25 protein-coding genes are annotated in these 25,249 nt (G+C 54.1%); 24 read left to right on the forward strand and 1 reads right to left on the reverse strand.

The window, feature by feature from the left end; genetic code table 11:
• Positions 1 to 100 precede the first annotated feature (100 nt).
• The 18 genes from rbfA (at position 101) to Q2B33_RS06845 (ending at position 19,606) form a co-directional block, all read left to right on the forward strand.
• On the forward strand, positions 101 to 523 hold the full coding sequence (gene rbfA, locus Q2B33_RS06760; protein ID WP_300565412.1) for a 30S ribosome-binding factor RbfA: 423 nt from the start codon (positions 101 to 103) through the stop codon (positions 521 to 523).
• 32 nt (positions 524 to 555) lie between these two features.
• A complete protein-coding gene (locus Q2B33_RS06765; protein ID WP_296463539.1) occupies positions 556 to 1,545 on the forward strand; it encodes a bifunctional oligoribonuclease/PAP phosphatase NrnA in 990 nt (329 codons plus the stop codon).
• Complete coding sequence (truB, locus tag Q2B33_RS06770) at positions 1,520 to 2,455, forward strand: tRNA pseudouridine(55) synthase TruB (protein WP_300782242.1); 936 nt, start codon at positions 1,520 to 1,522, stop codon at positions 2,453 to 2,455. The genes Q2B33_RS06765 and truB overlap by 26 nt, the downstream gene beginning before the upstream one ends.
• Before the next feature lie 10 nt (positions 2,456 to 2,465).
• The gene (gene ribF, locus Q2B33_RS06775; protein ID WP_300791650.1) at positions 2,466 to 3,416 is read left to right on the forward strand and encodes a riboflavin biosynthesis protein RibF; all 951 of its coding nucleotides are present in this window, start codon (positions 2,466 to 2,468) and stop codon (positions 3,414 to 3,416) included.
• 99 nt (positions 3,417 to 3,515) lie between these two features.
• Entirely contained in the window at positions 3,516 to 5,159 is a 1,644-nt protein-coding gene (locus Q2B33_RS06780; protein ID WP_300782248.1) for a Na/Pi cotransporter family protein, read from the forward strand.
• Positions 5,160 to 5,330: 171 nt separating this feature from the next.
• Positions 5,331 to 6,368 (forward strand): C40 family peptidase, encoded by a 1,038-nt coding sequence (locus Q2B33_RS06785; protein ID WP_300768864.1) that lies wholly within the window; start codon positions 5,331 to 5,333, stop codon positions 6,366 to 6,368.
• Between the two features lie 227 nt (positions 6,369 to 6,595).
• Positions 6,596 to 6,862, forward strand: coding sequence for a 30S ribosomal protein S15 (gene rpsO / locus Q2B33_RS06790; RefSeq protein ID WP_300782251.1), 267 nt, complete (start codon positions 6,596 to 6,598; stop codon positions 6,860 to 6,862).
• Positions 6,863 to 7,097: 235 nt separating this feature from the next.
• Entirely contained in the window at positions 7,098 to 9,200 is a 2,103-nt protein-coding gene (locus tag Q2B33_RS06795) for a polyribonucleotide nucleotidyltransferase (RefSeq protein WP_300768863.1), read from the forward strand.
• Between the two features lie 132 nt (positions 9,201 to 9,332).
• Positions 9,333 to 10,712 (forward strand): TldD/PmbA family protein, encoded by a 1,380-nt coding sequence (locus Q2B33_RS06800; RefSeq protein ID WP_300782253.1) that lies wholly within the window; start codon positions 9,333 to 9,335, stop codon positions 10,710 to 10,712.
• Between the two features lie 61 nt (positions 10,713 to 10,773).
• Entirely contained in the window at positions 10,774 to 12,135 is a 1,362-nt protein-coding gene (locus Q2B33_RS06805) for a TldD/PmbA family protein (protein WP_300782256.1), read from the forward strand.
• 181 nt (positions 12,136 to 12,316) lie between these two features.
• Positions 12,317 to 12,709 carry a hypothetical protein gene (locus tag Q2B33_RS06810; RefSeq protein ID WP_296472942.1) on the forward strand — a complete coding sequence of 131 codons (393 nt, stop codon included), beginning with the start codon at positions 12,317 to 12,319 and terminating at the stop codon, positions 12,707 to 12,709.
• A 41-nt stretch (positions 12,710 to 12,750) separates the two neighbouring features.
• The gene (locus Q2B33_RS06815) at positions 12,751 to 13,611 is read left to right on the forward strand and encodes a DUF5685 family protein (protein ID WP_296472941.1); all 861 of its coding nucleotides are present in this window, start codon (positions 12,751 to 12,753) and stop codon (positions 13,609 to 13,611) included.
• Positions 13,612 to 13,670: 59 nt separating this feature from the next.
• Positions 13,671 to 14,447 (forward strand): J domain-containing protein, encoded by a 777-nt coding sequence (locus tag Q2B33_RS06820; protein WP_296472940.1) that lies wholly within the window; start codon positions 13,671 to 13,673, stop codon positions 14,445 to 14,447.
• A gap of 159 nt (positions 14,448 to 14,606) precedes the next feature.
• On the forward strand, positions 14,607 to 14,741 hold the full coding sequence (locus tag Q2B33_RS06825) for a hypothetical protein (RefSeq protein ID WP_296472939.1): 135 nt from the start codon (positions 14,607 to 14,609) through the stop codon (positions 14,739 to 14,741).
• Between the two features lie 105 nt (positions 14,742 to 14,846).
• On the forward strand, positions 14,847 to 15,497 hold the full coding sequence (locus tag Q2B33_RS06830) for a DUF1653 domain-containing protein (protein WP_300782260.1): 651 nt from the start codon (positions 14,847 to 14,849) through the stop codon (positions 15,495 to 15,497).
• A gap of 101 nt (positions 15,498 to 15,598) precedes the next feature.
• Positions 15,599 to 16,615: a 5'-nucleotidase gene (locus Q2B33_RS06835; RefSeq protein ID WP_300782263.1), complete on the forward strand. Its 1,017-nt coding sequence runs from the start codon at positions 15,599 to 15,601 to the stop codon at positions 16,613 to 16,615.
• A gap of 83 nt (positions 16,616 to 16,698) precedes the next feature.
• On the forward strand, positions 16,699 to 18,528 hold the full coding sequence (mutY, locus tag Q2B33_RS06840; protein WP_300782266.1) for an A/G-specific adenine glycosylase: 1,830 nt from the start codon (positions 16,699 to 16,701) through the stop codon (positions 18,526 to 18,528).
• 49 nt (positions 18,529 to 18,577) lie between these two features.
• Positions 18,578 to 19,606, forward strand: a complete 1,029-nt coding sequence (locus Q2B33_RS06845; protein ID WP_300782268.1) for a glycosyltransferase — start codon at positions 18,578 to 18,580, stop codon at positions 19,604 to 19,606.
• 318 nt (positions 19,607 to 19,924) lie between these two features.
• Here the strand turns inward: Q2B33_RS06845 and Q2B33_RS06850 are convergent, their stop codons facing one another.
• Positions 19,925 to 20,602, reverse strand: a complete 678-nt coding sequence (locus Q2B33_RS06850; RefSeq protein ID WP_300782271.1) for a phosphatase PAP2 family protein — start codon at positions 20,600 to 20,602, stop codon at positions 19,925 to 19,927.
• A gap of 839 nt (positions 20,603 to 21,441) precedes the next feature.
• On the opposite strand from Q2B33_RS06850, the gene Q2B33_RS06855 reads away from it, so the two are divergent.
• From Q2B33_RS06855 to Q2B33_RS06880, 6 genes are all read left to right on the forward strand, one after another.
• Positions 21,442 to 22,269, forward strand: coding sequence for a transcriptional regulator (locus Q2B33_RS06855; protein ID WP_300782273.1), 828 nt, complete (start codon positions 21,442 to 21,444; stop codon positions 22,267 to 22,269).
• Between the two features lie 187 nt (positions 22,270 to 22,456).
• Positions 22,457 to 23,224 (forward strand): WecB/TagA/CpsF family glycosyltransferase, encoded by a 768-nt coding sequence (locus Q2B33_RS06860; RefSeq protein WP_300782276.1) that lies wholly within the window; start codon positions 22,457 to 22,459, stop codon positions 23,222 to 23,224.
• A gap of 31 nt (positions 23,225 to 23,255) precedes the next feature.
• The gene (locus Q2B33_RS06865; RefSeq protein WP_300913923.1) at positions 23,256 to 23,882 is read left to right on the forward strand and encodes a glycosyltransferase; all 627 of its coding nucleotides are present in this window, start codon (positions 23,256 to 23,258) and stop codon (positions 23,880 to 23,882) included.
• A 240-nt stretch (positions 23,883 to 24,122) separates the two neighbouring features.
• Positions 24,123 to 24,278, forward strand: a complete 156-nt coding sequence (locus tag Q2B33_RS06870) for a hypothetical protein (RefSeq protein WP_300782282.1) — start codon at positions 24,123 to 24,125, stop codon at positions 24,276 to 24,278.
• Positions 24,275 to 24,787: a glycosyltransferase gene (locus tag Q2B33_RS06875; protein WP_300782285.1), complete on the forward strand. Its 513-nt coding sequence runs from the start codon at positions 24,275 to 24,277 to the stop codon at positions 24,785 to 24,787. Before Q2B33_RS06870 ends, Q2B33_RS06875 begins: the two co-directional genes overlap by 4 nt.
• Before the next feature lie 10 nt (positions 24,788 to 24,797).
• The coding region (locus Q2B33_RS06880; protein ID WP_300822776.1) for a hypothetical protein at positions 24,798 to 25,249 on the forward strand (452 nt) is incomplete at its 3' end.

The raw sequence follows: 25,249 nt of genomic DNA on the forward strand, positions 1-25,249 counted from the left end.
TGAGGAGCCCGTTTGGGCAGGGACGCAACCTGCCTTGACGGACTGACGGCAGCGGGGCAGGTGCGGGGGCATCTGCCCGGGATTCAGAAGGGTTATTTGAATGAGAAAAAACAGTGTAAAGAATACCCGTATCAACGGGGAAGTGCAGCGCGTGCTGGCGGAGACGATCCGGGGGGAGATCAAGGATCCCCGGATCAGCCCGTGGACAAGCGTGGTATCCGTGGAGGTGGCTCCGGATCTGAAGAGCTGCAAGGCATGGATCAGCGTGCTTGGGGATGAGGAGGTAAGGAAGTCTACCCTGGAGGGACTGCGGAGCGCGGTGGGGTTCATGCGGAACAAGCTGGCCCGGGAAATCAATCTGCGCAACACGCCGGAGATTACCTTTATCATGGATCAGTCAATCGAGTATGGGGTCAATATGTCGCGCAGAATCGACGAGGTCATCGCGCAGGATGATGAGAATGCGAAGGACCGCGTGGAGGATGCGGACGGGGAAGAGCCTGAGGAGGATCTGGAGCTTTAGGCGAAGGCCCGGATGAAAAGGAATGAGGGCAGATGAATCTGAATTTATTGGAAGAATGCAGGGAAGCGAAACGAATCGGCATCGCTGGGCATGTAAGGCCGGACGGGGACTGTCTGGGCGCGTGTCTGGGGCTGTGGCAGTATCTGGTGAAATGCCTGCCTGCGGCGGAGACCAAAGTGTTTCTGGAAAAGCCTGCGGATATTTTTAAGGACATTAAGGGCTTTGGGGAAATCGACTCCGATTTCCCTGAGGAACCTGCCTTTGACGTGTTTTTTGTGCTGGACACCTCCACGGACAGGCTGGGGGGCGCGGAGAAATATTTCAGGGCCGCGGGGAAGACGATCAATATAGACCACCATGTCAGCAACCCCGGCGGCGGGCAGATCAATGTGATCAGGCCCGAGACGGGCTCCACCTGTGAGCTGATTTTCGATCTGATGGATGAGGGACAACTGGACAAGGATATGGCAATGGCCCTGTATGTGGGCATCATCCATGACACGGGAGTGTTCCAGTATTCCAACACCTCGCCGGAGACCCTGGAGAAGGGGGCGAAGCTGATCGCGTTCGGCTTTGACTTCCCGAACCTGATACTGGAGACCTTTTACCAGAAGACCTATATCCAGGCCCAGGTCATGGGCAGGGCCCTGATGGAGAGCATCCGGTTCCTGGGCGGGAGCTGCATCGTGAGCGCCATCGATAAGAAGACCATGGAGTTCTACAATGTAGGGCCGAAAGACCTGGACGGCATCGTGAACCAGCTGCGCAATATCGAGGGCATAGACTGCGCCATCTTCATGTACGAGACAGGCACCATGGAGTACAAGGTGAGCATGCGCTCCAGCGAGAAGGTGGACGTGGCGGAGGTGGCGGCGTACTTCGGCGGCGGAGGGCATACCAAAGCCGCGGGCTGCAACATGACGGGCACTTTCCACGACTGTGTGAACAATCTCTCCCTACATATAGAAAAAGCGTTGAAGAAGTGGGAAGCGGAGCATGATGAACGGGATAATAGTCATTGACAAGGAGCCTGGGTTCACCTCCCATGATGTGGTGGCGAAAATGCGGGGGATATGCGGCCAGCGCAAGATCGGCCACACGGGGACGTTGGATCCCATGGCCACAGGGGTGCTCCCGGTCTGCCTGGGCAGCGCCACCAAGCTGTGCGACATGCTGGCGGACAGGGACAAGGAATATGTGGCAGAGCTGCTGCTGGGCGTGGAGACGGACACCCAGGACGTGACCGGGCAGGTCCTGGCGAGATGCCCTGTGGAGGTGCAGGAGAGCCAGGTCAGGAGCGCAGCCGCTTCCTTTGTGGGAGAGTACCGGCAGGTGCCGCCCATGTATTCCGCGTTGAAGGTGAACGGAAAGAAGCTGTGCGACTTGGCCCGGGCCGGAAAAGAAGTGGAGCGCAAAGCAAGACCCGTACAGATATACGAACTGGAGATCCTGGAGTGCAGCCTCCCGGTGGTGCGCATGCGGGTGGTCTGTTCCAAGGGGACTTACATCAGGACGCTCTGCGCGGATATGGGAGAGCGCCTTGCATGCGGCGGCACCATGCAGAGCCTGAGGCGCACCAGAGTGGGAATGTTCTCCCTGGAGGATGCCTGTACCCTGGGGGAGCTGCAGCGGTGGAAGGACGAGGATATGCTTGGACATGCGGGCCTGGACCAGGCAAAACTGAGGCAGGCTTTGCGCCCCGTGGACAGCGTGTTCGCGGACTGTCCGGCGCTCCATGTAAAGCAGGAGAGCTGCTTATTGCTGGACAATGGCAATGCCATAGCGCCGCAGCAGACCGCGGAGGGGGAAGTATACGCCAAAGACATATGGGTGAGGATGTACAGGCCTGACAGGAGCTTCGCGGGCATTTATGCCTATGAGCCTGACAGGAAATGGTACAGGCCCGTGAAGATGTTTTTGGAGAAAGAGTGATTTAAGAAAAGTGGAGATTATTGCCGGTACGACAGATATACAACTTGGGCAGGAGACGGCGGTGGCCCTGGGAAAATTTGACGGGATACACATCGGCCACAGACGGCTGCTGGAAGAAATCCTGTCGCGGAAGGGCCGCCTTGCCGCCTGTGTCTTTACATTCGATCCGCCTCCGGCGGTTCTTTTTGGCTGTTCTGACGGCAGGGAGCTGACCACCAGAGAGGAAAAGCGTCTCTTGTTCGGCAGAATGGGCGTGGATATCCTGGTGGAGTTCCCCATGAACGCGGTGACGGCCGCCACGCCGCCCGAAGCCTTCGCCAGGGACATCCTTGCGGGGCAGCTGCAGGCCCGCTTCCTTGCCGCGGGGACGGATTTGTCCTTTGGGGCCAGGGGAGAGGGGGATGCCGCGCTCTTGCAGAGGATGGGGCCGGAGCTTGGATTTGAGGTGAAGACCATAGATAAGGTGCGCATGGACGGTGAGGAGGTGAGCTCCACGCTGGTGCGGGCGAAGGTGGAGGAGGGCGACATGGAGTCCGCGGGGCATATGCTTGGAATGCCCTATATGATCGCCGGGAAGGTGGTCAGGGGCAGGCAGGTGGGGCGGACCATCGGTTTTCCTACGGTGAACGTGCTGCCGGGTGCCGACAAGCTGCTCCCGCCGAATGGCGTCTATTTCTCACAGGTGCGCTGTGGGGAGAAGCTCTACCATGCCATCAGCAATGTGGGATACAAGCCCACCGTCACGGACGAGAGGGTCATGGGCGTGGAGTCCTATCTGTACGATTTTACCGGGAATCTCTACGGAGAGCGGGTGGAGGTATACCTTCAGGCCTTCCGCAGACCGGAGCGGCGGTTCCAGGGCCTGGAGGCCCTGCGGGCACAGCTGCAGGAGGATATCGCCGCTGGCAGGGAACGCTGCGAAAAGAGCTATCAAAATAGGCCCTGTCAAAATAATTTGTAAAATATTGCAGAAATATATTGTAACTTCCTGTTTTTTCCCGTAAAATTAAGAAGTGTGTGTTATAGTGTGACAGATAAAAACGATTCGGGAGAAAATCAGATGAACGCAAATATCATTTTGTCAATGGCAGGCGGCCTGGGGCTTTTTCTGTTCGGAATGCGCGTGATGAGCGATTCCATAGAAAAGGTGGCCGGCGCCAAGCTCAGGCGCATCCTTGAGATCTTTACTACCAACCGCTTCTCGGGCATGGTGGTGGGCGTGGTGTTCACCGCCATCATCCAGTCATCATCGGCCTGTACGGCCATGGTGGTCAGCTTCGTCAACGCCGGACTGATGAATCTCTATCAGGCGGCGGGAGTCATCTTCGGTGCCAACATCGGCACCACAGTCACGTCCCAGCTGGTTTCCTTCAACCTTTCCGCCTATGCCCCCGTCTTTCTGCTGGCGGGCGTATTGGTGGCCATGTTCTGCAAGCATGAGAAGGTGAAGAAGTTTGCGGACATCATCATAGGCTTCGGCATCCTGTTCCTGGGGCTGAGCACCATGTCCAGCTCCATGGCGGGCATGAAGGAGGAGCCCCAGGTGGTGAACCTGATAGGATCGCTGCACAATCCTGTCATGGCCACATTGATGGGCCTGGTCCTCACTACAGTCATCCAGAGCTCCTCCGTCACGGTCAGCATCGTGCTCCTTCTGGCCAATCAGGATCTCCTGTCCCTGTCCATCGCGCTCTACATCATCCTGGGATGCAATATCGGGGCCTGCACCACCGCGCTGCTGGCATCCCTCTCGGGCAAAAAGGACGCTAAGCGGGCCGCGCTGATTCATTTCTGGTTCAATGTGATCGGCACGGTGGTTCTGTACGCGATTTTGTTCCTGGCGGAGGGGCCTGTGATGAAGCTGATTTGGTCCGTATCCTCGGACAACGGACGCTTTGTGGCAAATGCCCACACCATGATCAAGATTTTCCAGGTGATCATCCTGTTCCCGTTCTCCGGCTGGATTGTGAAGCTGTCCTGTCTGTGTGTGCCCGGCGAGGACGAGAAGGTCAATTACAGAGAGAGCTACCAGCTCAAGTACATAGGCGACAAGGTTGTCTTCAATCCGGCCACGGCGGTGGTGGAGGTCATCAAGGAGCTGGACCGCATGGCATCCCTGGCCAGCGAGAACCTGACCAGGGCCATGAACGCCCTGATTACGCTGGATGAAGAGGATATCAGGGAAGTCTACGAGGTGGAGAAGAACATCAACTTCCTGAATCATGCCATCACGGACTACCTGGTGAAGATCAACCAGACCACCCTGCCCATAGAGGATCTGAAGAGCCTGGGCGCGCTGTTCCATGTGGTGAACGACATTGAGCGGATAGGCGACCATGCGGAGAACGTGGCGGATGCCGCCAGACAGCGCAGGGAGACGGGCCTCACGATCAGCAGGGAGGCCCAGAAGGAGCTGGGGGAGCTGCTGGACATGGTCATCAGGCTGATCCGGTACTCCATCGATATGTTCGCCAGGAGCGACGAGAGCCATATGCAGGATGTCATCGCCCTGGAGGACAGCGTGGACATCAAGGAGAAGGAGATGCAGCGGGCCCATGTGGAGCGCCTGACCAAGGGAGAATGCACGCCGGAGGCCGGCATGATGTTCTCCGATATCGCGTCAGGGCTTGAGCGGGTGGCAGATCATGCCACGAACATCGCCTTCGCCGTCATCGCGGCGGAGCGGGACGTGGAGGACGCGTAAAGCGGCGGCATCGGATAGGGATTCAGAAAGGAATCGGAAAGGAATTTAAGAAAAATGCCGTGAAACGGTTGACAGATGGGGAAGCTGCATGTATAATCTCTTTTAGATGTAACAAATTCGTAATAATTTTGTCAAACATTTAATAGAACTTAAACAATAGGAGTGATATACATGGGATATTTAAAGAAGAAGAAAATCTGTGCAGCTTCCGCGGGTCTGATGCTCTGCATGGCATTGCAGCCCCTCCCGGCGCTTGCGGCCGAGAACGGCGGAACCGTGCTGCAGTCGGCCGGTGTGACCGCTGTCCTGGAGACCAGCCTGTCCACGGAGGAATATATACAGCTTGCGGCCCAGGCCCAGGGCGCGTCATACGGGTATACCAATATCGGCATCTCCAACATATCGGACGAGCTGCTGAACGTGCGCGCGGTGCCTGCCCTGGACGGGAAGCTTGTGGGGAAGATGCCCCGGGGCGCTGCCTGCGAGGTGCTGGACACCGCGGACGGCTGGGCCCATATCCAGTCCGGCGAGGTGGAGGGGTATGTGAGCCTGGATTACCTGCTCACCGGCCCGGACGCGAAGCTCATGGCAAACGACCTTGTCCGCACGGTGGCCGTGGCGAACACGGACGGCCTGAACGTCCGGGAGAACCCGGATACGAACAGCCCCGTGGTGATGCAGATCAGGCAGGGCGAAGAGCTGGATTACCTGGAGACCATAGACGGCTGGGTGAAGGTGGCCGTGGACAGCGATGAGGTGTATGTCTCCGCGGAATACGTGGACGTGGTGACCAAGCTCGACACTGCCATCACCATGACAGAGCTGCTCTACGGCGCGGGCGTTTCGGACGTGCGGGTGGATCTGACAGAGTACGCCAAGCAGTTCCTGGGGAACCCCTACGTGTGGGGAGGCACCAGCCTGACCAACGGCGCGGACTGCTCCGGTTTCGTGCTGAGCATATTCGCGAAGTACGGCATTTCCATGCCCCGTGTGGCAGCAGCCCAGGCCACTGTGGGAACGTCGATCTCCGCCGACCAGCTGCTGCCCGGCGACCTGATATTCTATGGGAAGGGCGGCTACATCAACCATGTGGCAATCTACATCGGAGGCGGCCAGGTGATACATGCCAGCACAGAGCGGACAGGTATCAAGATAAGCAACTACAACTACCGCACCCCGGTGAAATATGTGAGGGTCCTTCAGGATTAATTTTCACGGATTGCCTGTGCCGTTAAGAACGGCGCTGACGCCGTAGGCGGCATGACGGGAAGCGTATAAGAATTCGAAATACCGCTTTACAATTCTGCAGGGATATGCTATGATAACGGATGTGAAAGACGAGGCAGGAAATGTCCGTCACAGCCGATGCTCGGATACGGGACGCTCCGACCCGGTCTTAGTGTCAGGCGGTCATAATGACAGGAGGAAAGAGAGAAATGATTTCTAAGGAAAAAAAGACAGCAATCATGAATGAGTACGCAAGGACGCCCGGCGACACAGGTTCGCCCGAGGTTCAGGTGGCGGTGCTGACCGCAAGGATCCAGGAGCTCACAGAGCATCTGAAAGTGAACCCCAAGGATCATCACTCCCGCCGCGGCATGCTGAAGATGGTAGGCCAGAGGCGCGGTCTGCTGGAGTACCTGAAGAAGAAGGATATCGAGAGGTATCGTACTCTGATTGAGAGGCTTGGCTTAAGAAAATAAGACAATCATAGAGAAAGCAGACTTGAGGCGTGAAAGACGGCTCAGGTCTGCTTATTCTTGAGTAAAGCAACAGGGAACAGAAGAAAGTTCCGAGACCGCTGAAAAGGATATGGGCTTCGGGCATTCCGCATATTTTTTTCAGTAGTTTCGGTGTCTTCTGTTCCTTATCATGCGGCAGGGGGATTCTCTCCTGTTGCCATAAACAGCCGTTGAAACGGTGGAATGGAGGAAAAATATGTACAAGACCTATGAAATGGAATTGGGAGGCCGCACGCTGAAGGTGGACATCGACCGCGTGGGCAAGCAGGCCAACGGATGCGCGTTCATGCACTATGGGGACACGGTGGTATTGTCCACCGCCACAGCGTCCGAGAAGCCCAGGGAGGGAATCGATTTCTTCCCCTTAAGCGTGGAGTTCGAGGAGAAGATGTACGCCGTGGGGAAGATTCCCGGCGGCTTCAACAAGAGGGAGGGAAAGGCCAGCGAGAACGCCGTGCTCACCAGCCGTGTCATCGACAGGCCCATGCGTCCCCTGTTCCCCAAGGATTACCGCAATGACGTGACCCTGAACAACATGGTCATGAGCGTGGATCCAGCATGCCGCCCCGAGATTGTGGCCATGCTGGGAGCCGCCATCGCCACCTGCATTTCGGACATCCCTTTTGACGGCCCCTGCGCCATGACCCAGATGGGCCTGGTGGACGGCGAGCTTGTAGTCAATCCTTCCCAGGAGCAGTGGAAGAAGGGCGATCTGAACCTGACCGTGGCCTCCACCAGGGAGAAAGTCATCATGATCGAGGCCGGAGCCAATGAGGTGCCGGAGGCGCGTATGATCGAGGCCATCTACAAGGCCCATGAGATCAACCAGACCATCATCGCGTTCATCGACAAGATCGTGGCCGAGTGCGGCAAACCGAAGCATGAATACACCAGCTGCGCCATCCCCGAGGAGATGTTCGAGGAGATTAAAAGAATTGTGCCTCCCCAGGAGATGGAGGTAGCGGTGTTCACCGACGACAAGCAGACCAGGGAGGGGAATATCAGGGCTATCACCGGGAAGCTGGAGGAGGCTTTCGCGGAGAACGAGGAATGGCTGGCCATCCTGGGCGAGGCGGTCTATCAGTACGAGAAGAAGACCGTGCGCAAGATGATCCTGAAAGACCATAAACGGCCTGACGGACGCGAGATTACGCAGATCCGTCCTCTCGCCGCGGAAGTGGACATCATCCCCCGGGTGCATGGCTCCGCCATGTTCACCAGAGGCCAGACCCAAATCTGCAACGTATGTACCCTGGCTCCCCTGTCCGAGGCCCAGAGGATCGACGGCCTGGACGAGAACGAGGTCAGCAAGAGATATATGCACCATTACAACTTCCCCTCCTACTCCGTGGGCGAGACCAAGCCTTCCAGAGGGCCCGGACGGCGTGAAATCGGCCATGGAGCGCTGGCGGAGAGGGCGCTTATCCCGGTGCTCCCCAGCGAGGAGGAGTTCCCCTACACCATCCGCACGGTGTCCGAGACCTTCGAGTCCAACGGCTCCACCTCCATGGCGTCCACCTGCGCTTCCTGCATGTCCCTGATGGCTGCGGGCGTGCCCATCAGGAAGATGGTGGCAGGCATCTCCTGCGGCCTGGTGACCGGGGATACGGACGATGACTTCGTGCTGCTGACGGATATCCAGGGCCTGGAGGACTTCTTCGGGGACATGGACTTCAAGGTCACGGGCACCACTGAGGGCATCACGGCCATCCAGATGGACATCAAGATTCACGGACTGACCAGGCCCATCGTGGAGGGCGCTATCGCCAGATGCCGCGAGGCAAGGCTCTTCATCATGGACAACTGCATGAAGCCCGCCATCTCCGCGCCCAGGGCGGAGGTAGGTCCTTACGCGCCCAAGATCATCTCCATCCAGATCGATCCCGAGAAAATCGGGGATGTGGTGGGCCAGAGAGGAAAGACCATCAATGAGATCATCGCCCGTACAGGCGTGAAAATCGACATCACCGATGACGGCAATGTCTCCGTATGCGGCACTGACAAGGAAATGATGGACAAGGCCGTGGACATGGTCAAGACCATCGTCACGGACTTCGAGGCAGGCCAGATCTTCCAGGGCAAGGTGGTCAGCATCAAGGAGTTCGGCGCGTTCCTGGAGTTCGCCCCCGGCAAGGAGGGGATGGTGCACATTTCCAAGATTGCAAGGGAGAGGATCAACCGGGTGGAGGATGTGCTGACCCTGGGGGATGTGGTCACGGTAGTCTGCCTTGGAAAGGACAAGATGGGCAGGATCAGCTTCTCCATGAAGGACGTGGCGCAGCAGGTGAAGAAAAACTGACAGATTCGTAGTATAGCAGCCGATGAAAATGGTATGAGGAAGGGAGACTGTGAGAGCGGTCTCCCTGAATTATATATAGGTATTCAGTATAAAGACAGTCCACGGATGCGGAACTGGAACAGGAGGTTATTTATGCTATCAAGAGAACTGGTAAAAGAAGCGCTGCGGCGGGCCCTGGCAACCGGCGCTGACTACGCGGAGGTGTTCGCGGAGCACAGCCTGAACAAAAACATCAACATCATCTCCGGCAAGACGGACAAAATCGGGGATACCGTGATTTCCGGCGTGGGCATCCGCATATTCAAGGGAACCCGCTGCGTGTCGGGTTCGGCCTCTTCCCTGGCGCCGGAGGCGATTCTAGGCTGTGCCTCCAAGGTGGCCGATGCCCTTACGGGAATGCCCCTTGTCCGGGACATCGTCCTGAGGGAGCGCCTGTTCGGGAACATCCACCCAGTGAGGGTGGTGCCCGGGGATGTGTGCAACGCGGAAAAAATCGACTATCTGCGCCAGGCCTGTCTGGCGGCAAAGGGCTACAGCGATGAAATCAGCCAGGTCAGCGGCACCTTCCTGGAGGTGGACCACAAGATTCTCATCGCCACCAGCGAGGGACTCTTCGCCCAGGACAGACAGATCCGCACCAGGGTCATCGTTTCTTCCATCGCCAGCGGGAATGGGGAGAACCAGGACGGCGCCGTAAACCACGGCGCACGGAAAGGGATGGAATTATTGGAGGAATATGACCCCAAGGCTCTTGGCAGGGAGGCTTCCCGCCAGGCAGTCACCATGCTGCACGCGGGCTATATCAAAGCGGGCACCATGCCTGTAGCCATTGAGAACGGATTCGGAGGCGTGATTTTCCACGAGGCCTGCGGGCATTCTCTGGAGGCAAGCTCCGTGGCCCTGGGCCAGTCCCAGTTTGCCGGGAAGCTGGGAGAGCAGATTGCCAATGCGAAGGTGACGGCCATCGACGACGGCACCATTCCCAATGCCTGGGGTTCCTTCAATATCGACGACGAGGGGACTCCGGCCCGGAGGAATGTGCTCATTGAAAACGGCATCCTGAAAAACTATATGATCGATAAGCTGAACGGACGCAGGATGGGCATGGCGTCCACCGGAAACTCTAGACGCCAGAGCTACCAGTTTGAGCCCACATCCCGCATGACCAACACCTACATAGCAGCGGGAGAGGACGAGGACAGGGACATCATCGCTTCCATCGGATACGGCCTCTATGCAAAGAGCATGGGTGGCGGCTCCGTGAACCCTGTGACAGGCCAGTTCAACTTTTCCGTGGACGAGGGCTATGTCATCCGAAACGGAGAGATCTGCGAACCGGTTCGGGGAGCCAGCCTTATCGGCAAAGGCTCTGAGATACTGATGAATATCGATATGGTGGGAAAGAACGTGGCCAGGGCCCAGGGCATGTGCGGCGCTTCCTCCGGCAGCATTCCTACAGATGTAGGACAGCCATTGATCAGAGTCTCTTCCATTGTAGTGGGAGGACGCTAGGGGGCTCCAGGACTGACTGGGCAGGAATATGTGCCGATGACAGGCGGAATGAGAGGTTAAGATGACATATCAGGAATTCAAGGAAGCCGTGATTAGATACGCCCGGGAAAACGGGATTGCGGATTATGAGCTGTATTATACGGAGAGCGAGTCTGCTTCCGTGGAGATTTATCAGGAGGAGGTAAAGGGCTACAGCACACAGAACAGCTCCGGAGTGTGCTTCCGCTGCGTCCTGGACGGGAAGGCGGGCTATGCCTCCACGGAAAACTGCACGGAGGAGGAAGCCAAGTCCCTGGTGCTCAGGGCCCTGGACAATGCGGGCTCCATCGAGAGCGAGGAGAAGGCCTTCATCCATGAAAAGGGAGACCGGTACGCGGCACCGGAAGAGAGCAGCATGACCCAGCCCACAGGCGGCGAGCTGACGGATGCCGCGCTGGCTCTGCAAAAGGAGCTGTACCGGGCGGATCAGCGAGTGACGGACGGCACCCAGGCCTATATGGCCTATGAGGCGGAAAAGTATGCCCTATACAATTCCAACGGCCTGGATCTGGAGGATAGGGTGAAGAGCGCCATGTGCTATGCCATGCCTCTGGTAGCCGACAGCGGGGAAATGTACGACGGCTTTGAGATGAAGTTAGGCGACATGAAGGATTTTGATATCAAAGCCATCGCGGCGGACGCGGTGGAGGACGCGGTGGCTGCCATAGGCGCGGGCAGCGTGCCCAGCGGAAAGTACACGGTGGTATTCTCCAACAAGACCATGGCCACGCTGTTGATGACATATGCTTCCGTCTTCTCCGCGGAGGCGGCCCAGAAGGGAATGTCTTTGCTGAACGGAAAAGAAGGGGAAAAAATCGCCGCGGACTTCATCACCATCGTGGACGACCCGTCATATCACAACAGCGTAATGAAGAGGAGCTTTGACGGAGAGGGCGTTGCCACCTACGCCAAAAATGTAGTGGAGGACGGCGTCCTCACCACGCTGCTGCACAACCTGAAGACAGCGGCCAATGCGGGGGTGAAGTCCACTGGAAACGCGGGCAGGCCTTCCTATGCCTCTGTCATTGGCGTCAGCCCCTTTACCTTTTACATCCGGCCCGATGGAGAGGCCGGGGAGAAGACAGCGGGGAAAGTGCCGGAAGACCTGCTGCGAAAGGCGGACAACGGCATCTATGTGACGGAGCTGACAGGCCTGCACGCGGGTGCCAGCGCGGTCACCGGCGACTTTTCCCTGTCTGCCAGGGGATTCCTGATCGCGGAGGGCGCGAAAGCCGCTCCCGTCAAGAATTTTACCGTATCCGGAAACTTCTTCGACTTGCTGAAAAGTGTGGAGGTTCTGGGGAAAGACCTGGATTTCGTCCGGGGAACATTCGGCTCCCCCTCGATGCTGATCCGGAACCTGGCCATCGCGGGCGAGGAGTGACTTGCGCCGATTGTGAATGGCAGCAGAAGAAAAGTGTGGAAAAGCGTATGGCTGTAATTGCAGTCATGCGCTTTTTTTAAATTTTCTTTATAGTTATTTTATTGTATTTCCTACAAAAAAGTTTAAAATGTTACATAGTGGGTGGAGGAAAGTATTGTTTTGCCTTTGAGGAGGAATGAGCATGAGAGAAAAGCTGCAGCGGTTTATGTGGGGGCGCTACGGTACGGATCGTTTCAACCAGTTTCTGATGTTTGTCGCCATTGTATGTCTGCTGGTCTCCTTTATTGGAGGAGGGGCGTTCTATCTGCTGGCCACGGCAGTGATGGTATATGCGTATTTCAGGATGTTCTCAAGGAACGTGAGCAAGCGTTCTCTGGAGAACCAGTGGTATCTGAAGCGCGAGATGAAGGTCAGGAGCTTTTTCCTGAAAAAGAAGAAGGAGCTGGCCCAGCACAAGGACTACCATATCTATAAATGTCCGAACTGTAAGCAGAAGATCCGTGTACCGAAGGGAAAGGGCAGGATTGCCATAAGCTGCAGGAAATGCGGAAATGAATTCATCAAAAAGAGCTGAAGACTGGTTCCGGGATGCCGGGATGTCCGTGGAGGTTTGCGATGTTCGGGTATATTATTGTAAACAAGGCAGAAATGAAGTTCAAGGAATTTGATGTATACCATTCCTACTATTGTGGCATGTGCCGGGATCTGAAGAAGAAGTACGGCGTCTGCGGACAGCTTTCCCTGAGCTATGACATGACCTTCCTGGCCATCCTGCTGACCGGGCTGTATGAGCCCCAGACCTGCCGGGAGAGCTGCAAGTGCATCGTCCATCCCTTCGAGAGCCATGAGACCAGGAGGAACGTATTCACGGAGTACGCGGCGGACATGAACATGCTGTTCGCCTATTATAAATGCCAGGACGACTGGGAGGATGAGAAGAAGATCCTGAAGCTGGCCTACGGCAGGCTCCTGGAGGGAAAGGCCGGGAGGCTGAAGGCAATCTATGCGGACAAGGTGCGGAAGATAAACCTGCTGATGCAGGATTTCTCCGATGCGGAGAAGGAAAAGGACACGGACATCGATGCCCTGGCGGGGCTGTTCGGCAGGGTCATGGCGGAGATCATGGCGGTGCGGGAGGACGAATGGGCCGGGAACCTGCGGAGGCTGGGATTCTTCCTGGGGAAATTCATCTATCTGTGCGACGCCTATGAGGACGTGGAGGAGGACATCAGGAAGGGGACGCCGAATCCGCTGAAGCCCCGGTACGCAAGCCCTGACTTCGAGGAGGAGTGCAGGACGATCCTGACCATGATGATATCGGAGTGCTGCAAGGAGTTCGAGAAGCTTCCCATTCTGGAGAACGTGGAGATTCTCCGCAATATCCTGTATTCCGGTGTCTGGGGCAGATATGAGGCTGTCCGCGAGAAGCGGAAAAAGGAACATGCGCGGGTGACGTCCATGGGCTCCGAAGCGTGATAGAGTAAAGCTTTGCAAGAATTTTGGGCGGCGGTATCTGTCCGGGAAACGAGGAAAATATGTACGACCCTTACGGTGTGTTAGGCGTGAGCAGGAATGCTTCCGAGGAAGAAATCAAAAAAGCATATAAGGCGCTGAGCCGCAGGTATCATCCCGATGCCAATGTGAACAATCCGAACAAAGCCCAGGCAGAGGAGAAATTCAAGGAGATCCAGGCGGCATACCAGCAGATCATGAAGGAGCGCACCTCTGGCTACGGAGGCAGCTATGGCAGTTCCGGGTATGGAGGCGGCTATGGCAGAAGCTCCTCCGGCGGTTACGGCAGAAGCTCTTCCGGCGGGGCCCAGGGCGGCCAGGGAGGCGGGGCTTTCTGGGGCTTCGGCGGCCCTTTCGGGGGTTTCGGCTTCGGCGGCTTCGGCCAGGGGATGGACACCGGCTATGAGGAGAACAACTATATCCGCTCCGCCGGAAACTATATCCGCAACGGTTATTATAAAGAAGCCAGGACGGCTCTGGACGGCATGGATGCCAGGGACAGGAACGCCAGATGGTATTACTACAGCGCCATCGCCCATTCCGGGCTGGGGAACAATGTGGCGGCCCTGGAGCACGCGAAGCGGGCTTCGGCCATGGAGCCGGACAACGGGGACTACCGCAGCCTGGTACAGCAGTTCGAGAACGGAGGCAGCTGGTACGAGCAGAGGCAGGCCCAGTACGGCTATCCCACCGCAGGGGTGGGGAATCTCTGCGCCAGATGGGTCTGTACCTTCATGATGTGCAATATGTGCTGCTTTGGCGGAGGATGCTGCGGCGGCCACGGAATGTATTATTATTGAGCCCGCCGAAGGGGATATCCTGCGGGAGAGGGATTGAGAGAGTTCTATGGTACTTATAATTTCATATAATATGCCTGTTCGAAGCTGTTGACAAACGGGGACAAATGCTTTATCCTGTTCATATGGATAGAACATATGTTCTGAAAAGGAGATGGGGCTATGAGGAGAAGGACAGGCGCGGTGATTGAAGGCTATGGCTGTGGCAGAAGAGGGCGAATCCTCTGCCGCAGCTTTTTGCGGGCCTGTGAGGCCGGGCGGCAGCGGCCCGGCGCGGATTTTGGGAGGGAATTTTAGGGGAGAATCGCAGGAATCGCATGACATTTGGAAGAAATAGGGGTATACTTTCTATTGGAAACATATGGATATGAATCAATATGAACCAGAAAGGAGCTTCCGGAAATGTCATTTATTCCAAGACCACAGGAAATCTATAAGCATTTTAAAGGAAATCTGTATCAGGTGACGGCTATCGCGACCCACAGCGAGACGCAGGAGCAGCTTGTGATCTATCAGGCGCTCTACGGGGATTTCAGGATTTATGCCAGGCCGCTGGATATGTTCGTGAGCAGGGTGGACAGGGAGAAGTATCCGGATGTCGGGCAGGAATTCCGCTTTGAGCTCCAGGGGCCGGGGGCGGAGAGGCAGCGGGCCGAATCGGAACCGGAACCCGGGGACTGCGTGGCTGGCGGAATCGGGACGGAGCCGGAGCACGTGGCTGGCGGAATCGGGGCGGAACCGGGGTACGTGGCTGGCGGTACAGGGACAGCGGCCGGAGTGGAGGAATGGGCCGACGCCGAGGAAGCATCCGGCGCAGAGTCTGCCGCAGAAGCGTTAGATCCCTTCGTGATGGAATTTCTGGATGCCGACAGCTATGAGCAGCGGCTGAACATCCTGGCCGGCCTTCATCACAGGATCACGGATGGAATGATTACCACCATGGCCATCGCCTGTGACATAGAAATCGACGACGGGGATACCGAGGAGCGGTATGAGGCGCTCAAGACCTGTCTGCAGACCCTGGAGAGATACGAGTGCAACCGGCTGCGGTGAGCCCCGGCCTCTCCTCTGCGAAGCGATAAGCGCAGACGGTTTCAAGCGCGGCAGCATGGCGCGTGGAACCATGTGGCATGGAATCAGGAAAGGAGAGGCATATGGCAGTACATCTGGACAGGAAAATGGTGATAGGGGTCTCATCCAGGGCCCTCTTCGATCTGACCATAGAGAACGGTATCTTCGAGAGGGAGGGGCTGGAGGCGTACTGCAGCTACCAGGTGGAGCATGAGCAGGACATCCTAAAGCCCGGGCCTGGCTTCGGCCTGATCAAGGCATTGCTTAGGCTGAACGAATACGGGCAAGGGGAGGATTTGGTGGAGGTCATCATCATGTCCCGCAACAGCCCGGACAGCTCGCTTCGGGTCTTCAACTCCATCGCCCACTATGGCCTGGACATCACCCGCTCGGTGCTGGTGAGCGGAGCCTCACTGGCTCCCTACCTCACGGCCTTCCATACAGACCTGTTCCTATCCGCCTACGAGGACGATGTGCGCAGCGCCATAGACAGCGGCATCGCGGCGGGAATCATCTGCACGGAGCATAGGGCGCAGGGCACCCCGGCACAGCCCCGGACAGCGGGCCATGGTGAGGCGGGGGGACACCCGGAGACAGCAGGCCAGGCCCAGGTGATACCCATGCAGGCCAGGGCATATCCTGAAATCCGCATCGCCTTTGACGGGGACGCGGTGCTGTTCACAGACGAATCGGAGATGATTTTCAAGGAAAAGGGCTTAAGCGCCTTTGAGGAGAACGAGCGCAGCCGCGCCAGGGAGCCCCTTGCGGAGGGGCCCTTCGCGAAATTCCTGAAGAAGCTCTCCGACCTGCAGCGGGAGCTGGGGACGGAAAAGTCCCCCATCAGGACGGCGCTGGTGACCTCCCGGTGCGCCCCGGCCCACGAGCGCGTGCTGCGTACCATGCGGTCGTGGAACGTGCGGGTGGACGAGGCGTTCTTCCTGGGAGGGCTGGAGAAGCGGGACGTCCTGAAGGCCTTCGGGGCGCAGATATTTTTCGACGACCAGTCCATACATACCGCAAGCGCGGCCCAGTCCGTCCCGGCAGCCCGGGTGCCCTACGGCAGGGCAGAGGGAGCTGCCAGACATCGGGAGAAGGCTTAGACGAGACGGCAGCCCATCCGGCCAGGCAAAAGCCATGGTGCAGGTTGACAGGTGAAGTACGGACAAGGAGCTGAGATTTTCAGATGGAATATAGAGATATCACAAGGGGACGCTTCCTGGAGCGTCCCAACAGGTTCATCGCCCGGGTGGAGATTCAGGACGGGCAGGACGGGGAACCGCAGGTGGAGACCGTCCATGTAAAGAATACCGGCAGGTGTCGGGAGCTGCTGCAGAAGGGGGCATGCGTCTACCTGGAGAAAAGCGGCAATCCCGCCCGCTCCACAGCCTACGACCTTGTGGCAGTGGAAAAGGGGGAGCGCCTGGTGAACATGGATTCCCAGGCCCCCAACCGGGCAGTGGAGGAATGGCTGCGGGGCGGCGGCTTCCGTCCGGATGTGACTTTGGTGAAGCCGGAGGCAGTATATGGAGGCTCCCGCTTCGACTTCTATATAGAGGCGGGAGGGGAGCGGATCTTCATGGAGGTCAAAGGCGTCACCCTGGAGGACAGAGGCATAGTGCGCTTCCCGGATGCTCCCTCGGAGAGGGCCGTGAAGCATGTGGAGGAGCTGGTGGCCGCTAAGAGACAGGGCTACCGGGCCTTTGTGCTGTTCGTCGTCCAGATGGAGGATGTGCGGTACTTCACCCCCAACAGGGCCACCCATCCGGAATTTGCGGACGCCCTGTGCAAAGCGGCCCGGGCGGGGGTGGAGATCCTGGCCTTTGACTGTCTGGTGAGGCCGGACTCCATGACGTTGAACCGTCCTGTCCCAATCGCCCTGACGGATGGCGAAGCGCCCTGCATTAATGAAACATTTAGAAAAAACTTAGGAAAGAATAAGCTTGGAGCTATATGCATCCCCCTTCTAAAATGGTATGATAAGAGCAGACGGATTCTGCCCTGGAGGGAACTGCCCACGCCTTACCGCGTATGGGTGTCGGAGATCATGCTGCAGCAGACCAGGGTGGAGGCCGTGAAGCCCTATTTCGAGCGATTCATGAAAGCGCTGCCGGATATCGGCGCCCTTGCGGAGGCGGAGGAGGAGACGCTTCTGAAGCTGTGGGAGGGACTGGGATATTACAATAGAGTCCGGAACCTTCAGAAGGCCGCGGTCCAGATACAGAAGGCCTACGGCGGCCGCATGCCGGACACCTACGAGGCTCTGCTGACCTTAAGCGGAATCGGCAGCTATACGGCAGGGGCGATTGCCTCCATCGCGTTCCAGCGCCCTGTCCCGGCGGTGGACGGAAACGTCCTGCGGGTGGTGGCAAGGCTTGAACAGGACGGACGCTGCATCGACGATCCGAAGGTGAAGACATCGGTGGAGCAGGCCCTGAAGGAGATCATGCCCGAAGACCGCCCGGGGGACTTCAACCAGGCCATGATGGAGATAGGTGCCTGCGTCTGCCTCCCCAACGGCGCTCCTCTGTGCGGGGAATGCCCTCTGGCGGATCTGTGCGACAGCCGCAGGGCGGGCACACAGCAGGACTATCCAAAGAGACAGGCCAAAAAGGCCAGGCAAGTGGAGGACAAGACTATCCTGATAGTCCGAAACGGCGACAAGACGGCCATCAGGAAGCGCCAGGGCAGAGGGCTGCTGGCAGGCATGTACGAGTTCCCCTCCATGGAGGGCTTTCGCACTGCCGAGGAGGTGGCCGATTATCTGGCGGATAGCGGGCTGGAAGCCCTGGACATACAGCCCCTGGAGGACGCGAAGCATATCTTTACCCACAGGGAGTGGCATATGAAGGGGTACATGGTCAGCGTGGAGGGGACGCCGGTTCAGAAGTCCGGCCCTGCCAGGGACTGGATCTATATCGAACCGCAGCAGACAGAGGATAAATATCCGATTCCTTCAGCTTTTGGTGCATATACGAAATATTTGAGCATCAAACTGGGCAAGAATAGACATTAGTAAGAACATTCATAATGAAGAAAGAGCATTCATAGGAGGAAGAAGGACTGTGAAACTATTATCTGTAGCGATTCCATGCTATAATTCTGAAAACTACATGAGGAAATGTGTGGATTCTCTGCTGGTGGGCGGAGAGGACGTGGAGATCGTCATCGTGGACGACGGTTCCGTGAAGGACAGGACCGCGGAGATTGCGGACGAGTACCAGCGCAGATACCCCACCATCGTTAAGGCTGTCCACCAGGAGAACGGGGGCCATGGCGCTGCCGTCAACACGGGTATCCAAAACGCCACCGGCCTTTACTTCAAGGTGGTGGACAGCGACGACTGGGTGAAGAAGGAGGCCTACCTGCAGGTGCTGGACACCTTGCGGGAGATGGCAGGGGGGGCCCCTTCCCTGGATATGCTGGTCTGCAATTTCGTTTACGAGAAGGAGGGCGAGAAGCGCAAGAAGGTCATGCACTACCGCCATATCCTGCCGGAGGGCCGGATGGTGAGCTGGGAGGACTGCCACCGTTTCATGAAGGGGCATTATATCCTGATGCACTCCGTGATCTTCCGGACGAAGCTGCTGAAGGAATGCGGCCTGCAGCTGCCGGAGCATACCTTCTATGTGGACAACCTCTACGTGTTCGAGCCCCTGCCCTTCGTGAAGAACATGTATTACCTGGACGTGAACCTGTACCGCTATTATATCGGCCGGGAAGACCAGTCGGTGAACGAGGAGGTCATGATATCCCGGATCGACCAGCAGCTTAAGGTCAACAGGATTATGATCGACTACCTTGTGGACAGGAAGCCGGAAATCATGAAGAACAAGCGCCTTTACCAGTATATGTTCAACTATCTGGAAATCATCACGACTGTGTCTTCCGTCCTGCTGATCCGCTCCGGCACGGAGGAGGGCCTGGAGAAGAAGAAGGAGCTCTGGAAGTACCTGAAATCAAAGGACAGGAAGCTGTTCCTGCGGATGCGCAACGGCCTGCTGGGCTATGCCATGAACCTGCCGGGCAGGGGAGGGCGGAAGATTTCCGTGGGCGGGTATAAGATCTGCCAGAAGATTTTTAAGTTCAACTGAAATCGAGGGTTTCGGTTGAGGTATGCCATAATCTGATAAATGCCGTAAAATCAACGTTTCCGAGAGAATTTGGTCTTACGGCAGCATACCTAATTAGGTATGCTATAAATTGATGGAATCCATTGATTTCTCTAGCTTTTTGAGGATTGGCATACCTAATAAAAGCGTCACGGTTTAATAGAAGTCTTTTGGTTGAAGTCATTTGACTGAAGCCTTTCGATTAAAGCCTTATGATTGACGCATTGGATTAAAGGATATGAAAACTCCCGGAGCCGCCAGCCCCGGGAGCATTTTTGTGGTTTTATGTACGCGGCCTCTTTACATGGAGACCCGCTTTTTCATCCTGCGCTGCGCCCATGCCGCCAGCACCAGATCCCTTCTGTACACCAGGATGTACATGACGGTTCCCAGCCCGAGGGCGGTGGCCACATCGAAGACGGAATGCTGCTTGATGAACACAGTGGACAATATGATGGAGAGGGCCAGGATGCCGGAGGCTATCCGGATGCCCTTCTTCTCCCGCAGCGCGCTGCAGCGCATGACGGCGAAATGAGCGCCCATGGAATTGTACACATGGATGCTGGGCCACAGGTTCGTGGGCGTGTCGACCTTCCACAGTACGGAGATAGCCTGCGTGAACACATTGTCCCGGGGCATCTCGTCAAGCCGCAGGTGATGGCCGTTGGGCCACAGCGTGGAGATGATCAGGAAGACCGTCATGCCCGTGAACAGAAAGGTGCAGCAGCGGTAATATTCCTGTTTATTCTTAAAGAAGAGGAAGACCACTACCAACGACACATAGGCGAACCACAAAAGGTACGGGACGACGAACGCCTCACAGAAGGGGATATAATCGTCCATGCCCACATGGATGACCGTGTAGTCTCTTCTGTTGCGGCCCTCCAGCCACGCGAACCATGTCAGATAGATGACCATGTAGATTGCCAGGGGAACAGCATGCCTGTATTTCAGGTACAAGCCCTTTATTTTTTCCATTTTTGCAAACCAGACCTTTCTTCTATTTTGCTTATGTTGTTTACTAGTCAATATCTAGTATAGCTTGGTAAGATGAAAAATCAATGGGCTTTCTTGGTTTTTTAGTATTATTTAGAATTTCTTAAGGTTTGTTTCGCCTGAGAACATAGGGGCACGATTTTGTGGGTTTAATGGCTTGCTGCAACACTTTTGTCGGTTATAATAGATGAAAGGTTATTTGGAATCTTTTGGATAGAATGACATTAAGCTACCGGAAAAGGCAAAACGTAATGCTTTAGGTTCTATTTATGGCAAATTGCTTCGCGGCAGAATGAATTCCTGAATGTGTTAGATGTTTATGTCTACATTTTATGTCCGGTTATTATATAAAAAAGTTCGCCTTACTGGCATGTAAGGCGAACTTTTTTATTACTTTTATCATTTTATACCTATTGGGGCTATTCTGCAAGCTTAATTTCTTTTTTATTAATATTTACTAATTTTAATCCTGTTTTCCACGTCCTTTCTATATGTTTTTCAAAGAAATTTTAGTTAATTTACCTTATTTGGCGGTTGGTCGCGCTTCATGCGCTGCTTCCCGAAAGGGGGCCTGGATGCCGGAGAAGCTCCCAAAAAGTTCGCCTTACATGCCAGTAAGGCGAACGATTTGGAAATCGGTAAGATTTGCGGGGAATGTATTCCGGTATGTTCAGGTGGACATGCATTGCAGACTTTTTCCTACGGCTTGTGTAGGATAGGGCCATTAATATCTATGTATAATGGCCTTGGAGCTGACTCGCTTGGCCGAAAGATAGACAGTTGCGACGGATATGGGGTGTAAAATGGCAGAAATGAATGGAATGGCTGGAACAGAATGCTACAGAAAGCAGAATCAGCTTTCTGCTGGTAAGCCGTACAATAGAAAGCAAGAGCAGCTTTCTATTGTCAAGTATTATGAGAAGATGCGGGAAATGGGGTGCTTTTCCCTGCAGGATGTCATTGATATGGTAGGGGAGCAGTCCGCAGTGAAATATCTGGTGAATGACTATCAGCGGAAAGGCTACATTGACCGGATACACCGTAACCTGTATACAGTGATGGATACAGAGACTGAGGAACCGGTGCTGACACGGTACCAGATTGGCAGCAGACTGTTTTCGGATGCATATATTTCCCATCGCAGTGCGTTTGAGGTGTGGGGATTTGCGCCGCAAGCAGGAAATGAGGTCTTTGTGGCGACAGAAACGCGATTTACGGATTTTCGGTATAATGGGGTCTTCTATCGCAGGGTGCTCCGGAGGGCAGGAGCTGACACGGAATGGATTTCAGGAACCATGGTGACAAGCCTGGAGCAGACAGTGGTGGATTGCATCCATAGTTTTGAGGGGATTGCCGGATTGGAACAAATTGTGGAATGTATTGTGCGGCTACCGCAGATGGATGCGGACAGGCTGCTGGCTAGTCTGGAGCGGTATGGGAATGGGTATCTGTATCAGAAGTGCGGGTATGTGCTGGAGCAGCTGCAGGATTATGTGAAGCTGCCAGAATCATTCTACCGGGAGTGCAGGGAGCACTGCGCTAGTACAGTTCGGTATATGCTGAAAGGGAAGGATGGGCTGATTTATCACAGAGGGTGGGGGATTTATGCGCCATCGATAGCCGGGCAGATGGAAAGAACAGATGTGTGAGCTTTGAAAAAACAACAGTTTAAGGGCTTTATGGATGGAAAACAGGTAACGCTTATACAGCATATAAACCAGATGATTTTTTAACCTCATGAAAAGCCTAAACCTCTTCGTTATTACACAGATGAAAATATATGGAGCGATATAATTCTACGAAAAGAATTCGTAGAAGAAGGGATGGTTTAAATCAATGGAATTTGAACATAAAGTTGACAAAGCATCTATCCCTACAATTAGCATTCTCAATGTAGATATCGCTGCAATTAATATGGATTGGTTAATAAGATTTACTGAGAAAAATGTGGAGCAACTCTCTGGTGATTATATCTGCGTTTCCAATGTACATACCACAGTGACCAGTTACGAGGATGAGAATTATTTAGCAGTACAGAACGGTGGTATTCTTGCAATCCCAGATGGAGGTCCATTATCATCCGTTGGACGAAAGCGTGGCGCAGAGAACATGTCACGGACACCTGGTCCTTCCTATATGGATGAGATTATGAGGATATCCGTTGCCCATGGCTGGAAGCATTACTTTTATGGGTCAACACATGAAACGTTGTATAAGCTGAGAAGAGAACTTGAAAATAAATATCCCGGTCTTCAAATTGTGGGAATGTACAGTCCACCTTTCCGACTGATGACTGATGAGGAGGATGCGGAGATTATAGCGGCCATGAATGAAGCTGATCCCGATTTCCTTTGGATTGGATTAGGAGCACCAAAACAGGAAAATTGGATGGTAGCGCATCAGGGGCGAGTGAAAGGGCTCATGGTTGGTGTCGGTGCAGCTTTTGACTATTTTGCTGGCAATATTAAGAGGGCACCCGGATGGATGCAGAAGGCAAATCTTGAATGGCTTTATAGACTGCTCCAAGATCCGAAGAGATTATATAAACGGTACTTTGTAACAAACAGCAAGTTTATTTGGAATGCTGTGATAAGAGGAAGATAGAATGGAATCTGAACACAAACAAAAGATACTTATGGTACATAACTATTATCAGATTCCCGGCGGAGAAGATACAGTTGTAGCTAACGAAAAAAGGCTACTGGAAGAACATGGGCATGAAGTTGTACTCTATACAAGACATAACAACGAACTAAAGAGTATGAGCAAATTTCTGAAGTTGAGTTTGCCATTTACAACAATTTTCAATCCAAGAACATATAGGGAAATTAAGAAGATTATTCGGAGAGAGAAAATTGAAATTGTCCATGTGCATAACACGCTGAATTTGATATCTCCCGCTGTTTATTATGCCGCTGTTAAATGTAGTGTTCCAGTTGTGCAGACCATTCATAATTTTCGATTTCTTTGTCCCGGAGCCACATTCTACCGAGATGGGCACATTTGTGAAGATTGCGTAAGTAAGGGATTGGGATGTGCCATAAAGCACAAGTGCTATAGAGGCAGCAGAGCCCAGACATTGGTATGTGTTGCCAGCACATGGATTCATAGACATACGAGAATTCTTGGGAAGATTAACTATATAGCATTGACAGAATTCAATAAAAAAAAGCTGTTGCAACTAAAGCAGATAAAATCTGATCGAGTGTTTGTGAAGCCGAACTTTACATTTGAAATAGAACCCGGAATCCGGGGGGTATGATGAATATTACCTCTTCATCGGAAGGATTGAAGAAATCAAGGGTGTAGAGATACTTTTAGAGGCATTCAAGGGAATGTTCAGTAAAGAGCACCTATCTAGAGCGGCAGCTATCATTGTACCTTTACAGTAGTATGAGACGTTCGGCATGATAATTGTTGAAACATACGCCGCAAATATACCCTTGATAGTTGGAGATATTGTTAACATAGCAATTCTGGTCGAGGATGTGGTGTCACCGGCGTGAAGTTTGAGTACAACAGCATAGAGACACTAATAACTGTTTTGGATAAGGTCGAAGGCAAAATGGACGAGAACGGTTATAGAAAATATATGAAGGAGTTCAGTCCTGAGGTAAATTACAAGTACTTCATGGCTGTGTATAAGGCAGTACAATGAGTTTTATTTATGTAGGACGATTGGATGAACTGAAAGGAGTTAGGACACTATTTGAGGCTTGGAAGGTGATGAAGGACAACGCACCGGAACTAAAGGTCTGTGGTACAGGGCCTTTAGAAGATTGGTGTAGGGAGTTTATTGATAAGCATTGCCTTATTATGGTATCTATGTTAGGAAATGTCCCAAATACAGAGGTCAGGAGATTGGTAGCTGACAGTAAAGCGTTGATTCTGCCAACACAGTGGTATGAGGGATTTCCAATGACGATTGTGGAGGCATATTCGGTTGGATGCCCGGTTGTTGGTAGCAACATTGGTAATGTGGGATGTTTGATTGAAGAGGGAGTGACAGGGTGGAAGGTTGATGCTGGAGATGCTGATAAACTTGCTAAAAGGATATTAAGTTTCAGTACTTGTGATAGAGATGAAATCCTGAAGATATACAAAGAAAAGTATTCGGATAGTCAAAGCCTTAACAGACTGCAGGCAATTTACTCAGTTTTAGTATAGATGGAGGTTTATGATGAAGATTGCTTTTTTTGTGCAGCATATGATAATAGGTGGAGTTGAAAAAAACCTTTTGCGGCTTTGCAATGCACTATTGTTAAAAGGACATGATATTTCTATATATGCAATAAAAGCATATGGCGAATTGATAGAACAAATACCGGAAAACGTTAAATTCTATGAGATACCAATGGAATCATCAGCTAGAAAGGTAATACCAGTAGGAGGAATTAAAATTGCTACGAAAAGATTGATGTCATGTCATAAGTATGGTCAAGCTATGGGTATGATTCTTCGTTACTTGAATAACAAAACAGGTTTCACTGAACTTTGTTATGATTTGAACAAAATTCCAAAACTAAGCGAGAAATACGACATAGCTGTCAATTATCACATTCATTCACCATTCTTGGTATGGTATTTGTCAGAACGCATTATTTCGATTAAAAAGTATACATGGATACA

The organism is uncultured Acetatifactor sp. (assembly GCF_948601915.1).
In the GTDB taxonomy this organism is placed as follows: Bacteria; Bacillota; Clostridia; order Lachnospirales; family Lachnospiraceae; genus Acetatifactor.

Bases quoted from the DNA above. Each gene is read 5' to 3' on its own strand.
- Q2B33_RS06795 (WP_300768863.1), top strand. From the start codon at position 7,098: ATGTACAAGACCTATGAAATGGAATTGGGAGGCCGCACGCTGAAGGTG.
- Q2B33_RS06820 (WP_296472940.1), top strand. From the start codon at position 13,671: ATGTACGACCCTTACGGTGTGTTAGGCGTGAGCAGGAATGCTTCCGAG.
- Q2B33_RS06780 (WP_300782248.1), top strand. From the start codon at position 3,516: ATGAACGCAAATATCATTTTGTCAATGGCAGGCGGCCTGGGGCTTTTT.
- Q2B33_RS06815 (WP_296472941.1), top strand. From the start codon at position 12,751: ATGTTCGGGTATATTATTGTAAACAAGGCAGAAATGAAGTTCAAGGAA.
- truB (WP_300782242.1), top strand. From the start codon at position 1,520: ATGATGAACGGGATAATAGTCATTGACAAGGAGCCTGGGTTCACCTCC.
- Q2B33_RS06860 (WP_300782276.1), top strand. From the start codon at position 22,457: ATGGAATTTGAACATAAAGTTGACAAAGCATCTATCCCTACAATTAGC.
- Q2B33_RS06785 (WP_300768864.1), top strand. From the start codon at position 5,331: ATGGGATATTTAAAGAAGAAGAAAATCTGTGCAGCTTCCGCGGGTCTG.
- Q2B33_RS06825 (WP_296472939.1), top strand. From the start codon at position 14,607: ATGAGGAGAAGGACAGGCGCGGTGATTGAAGGCTATGGCTGTGGCAGA.
- Q2B33_RS06765 (WP_296463539.1), top strand. From the start codon at position 556: ATGAATCTGAATTTATTGGAAGAATGCAGGGAAGCGAAACGAATCGGC.
- Q2B33_RS06875 (WP_300782285.1), top strand. From the start codon at position 24,275: ATGAGTTTTATTTATGTAGGACGATTGGATGAACTGAAAGGAGTTAGG.
- rbfA (WP_300565412.1), top strand. From the start codon at position 101: ATGAGAAAAAACAGTGTAAAGAATACCCGTATCAACGGGGAAGTGCAG.
- Q2B33_RS06800 (WP_300782253.1), top strand. From the start codon at position 9,333: ATGCTATCAAGAGAACTGGTAAAAGAAGCGCTGCGGCGGGCCCTGGCA.
- Q2B33_RS06805 (WP_300782256.1), top strand. From the start codon at position 10,774: ATGACATATCAGGAATTCAAGGAAGCCGTGATTAGATACGCCCGGGAA.
- Q2B33_RS06835 (WP_300782263.1), top strand. From the start codon at position 15,599: ATGGCAGTACATCTGGACAGGAAAATGGTGATAGGGGTCTCATCCAGG.
- Q2B33_RS06865 (WP_300913923.1), top strand. From the start codon at position 23,256: ATGGTACATAACTATTATCAGATTCCCGGCGGAGAAGATACAGTTGTA.
- Q2B33_RS06830 (WP_300782260.1), top strand. From the start codon at position 14,847: ATGTCATTTATTCCAAGACCACAGGAAATCTATAAGCATTTTAAAGGA.
- Q2B33_RS06810 (WP_296472942.1), top strand. From the start codon at position 12,317: ATGAGAGAAAAGCTGCAGCGGTTTATGTGGGGGCGCTACGGTACGGAT.
- Q2B33_RS06850 (WP_300782271.1), bottom strand. From the start codon at position 20,602: ATGGAAAAAATAAAGGGCTTGTACCTGAAATACAGGCATGCTGTTCCC.
- Q2B33_RS06855 (WP_300782273.1), top strand. From the start codon at position 21,442: ATGGCTGGAACAGAATGCTACAGAAAGCAGAATCAGCTTTCTGCTGGT.
- rpsO (WP_300782251.1), top strand. From the start codon at position 6,596: ATGATTTCTAAGGAAAAAAAGACAGCAATCATGAATGAGTACGCAAGG.
- mutY (WP_300782266.1), top strand. From the start codon at position 16,699: ATGGAATATAGAGATATCACAAGGGGACGCTTCCTGGAGCGTCCCAAC.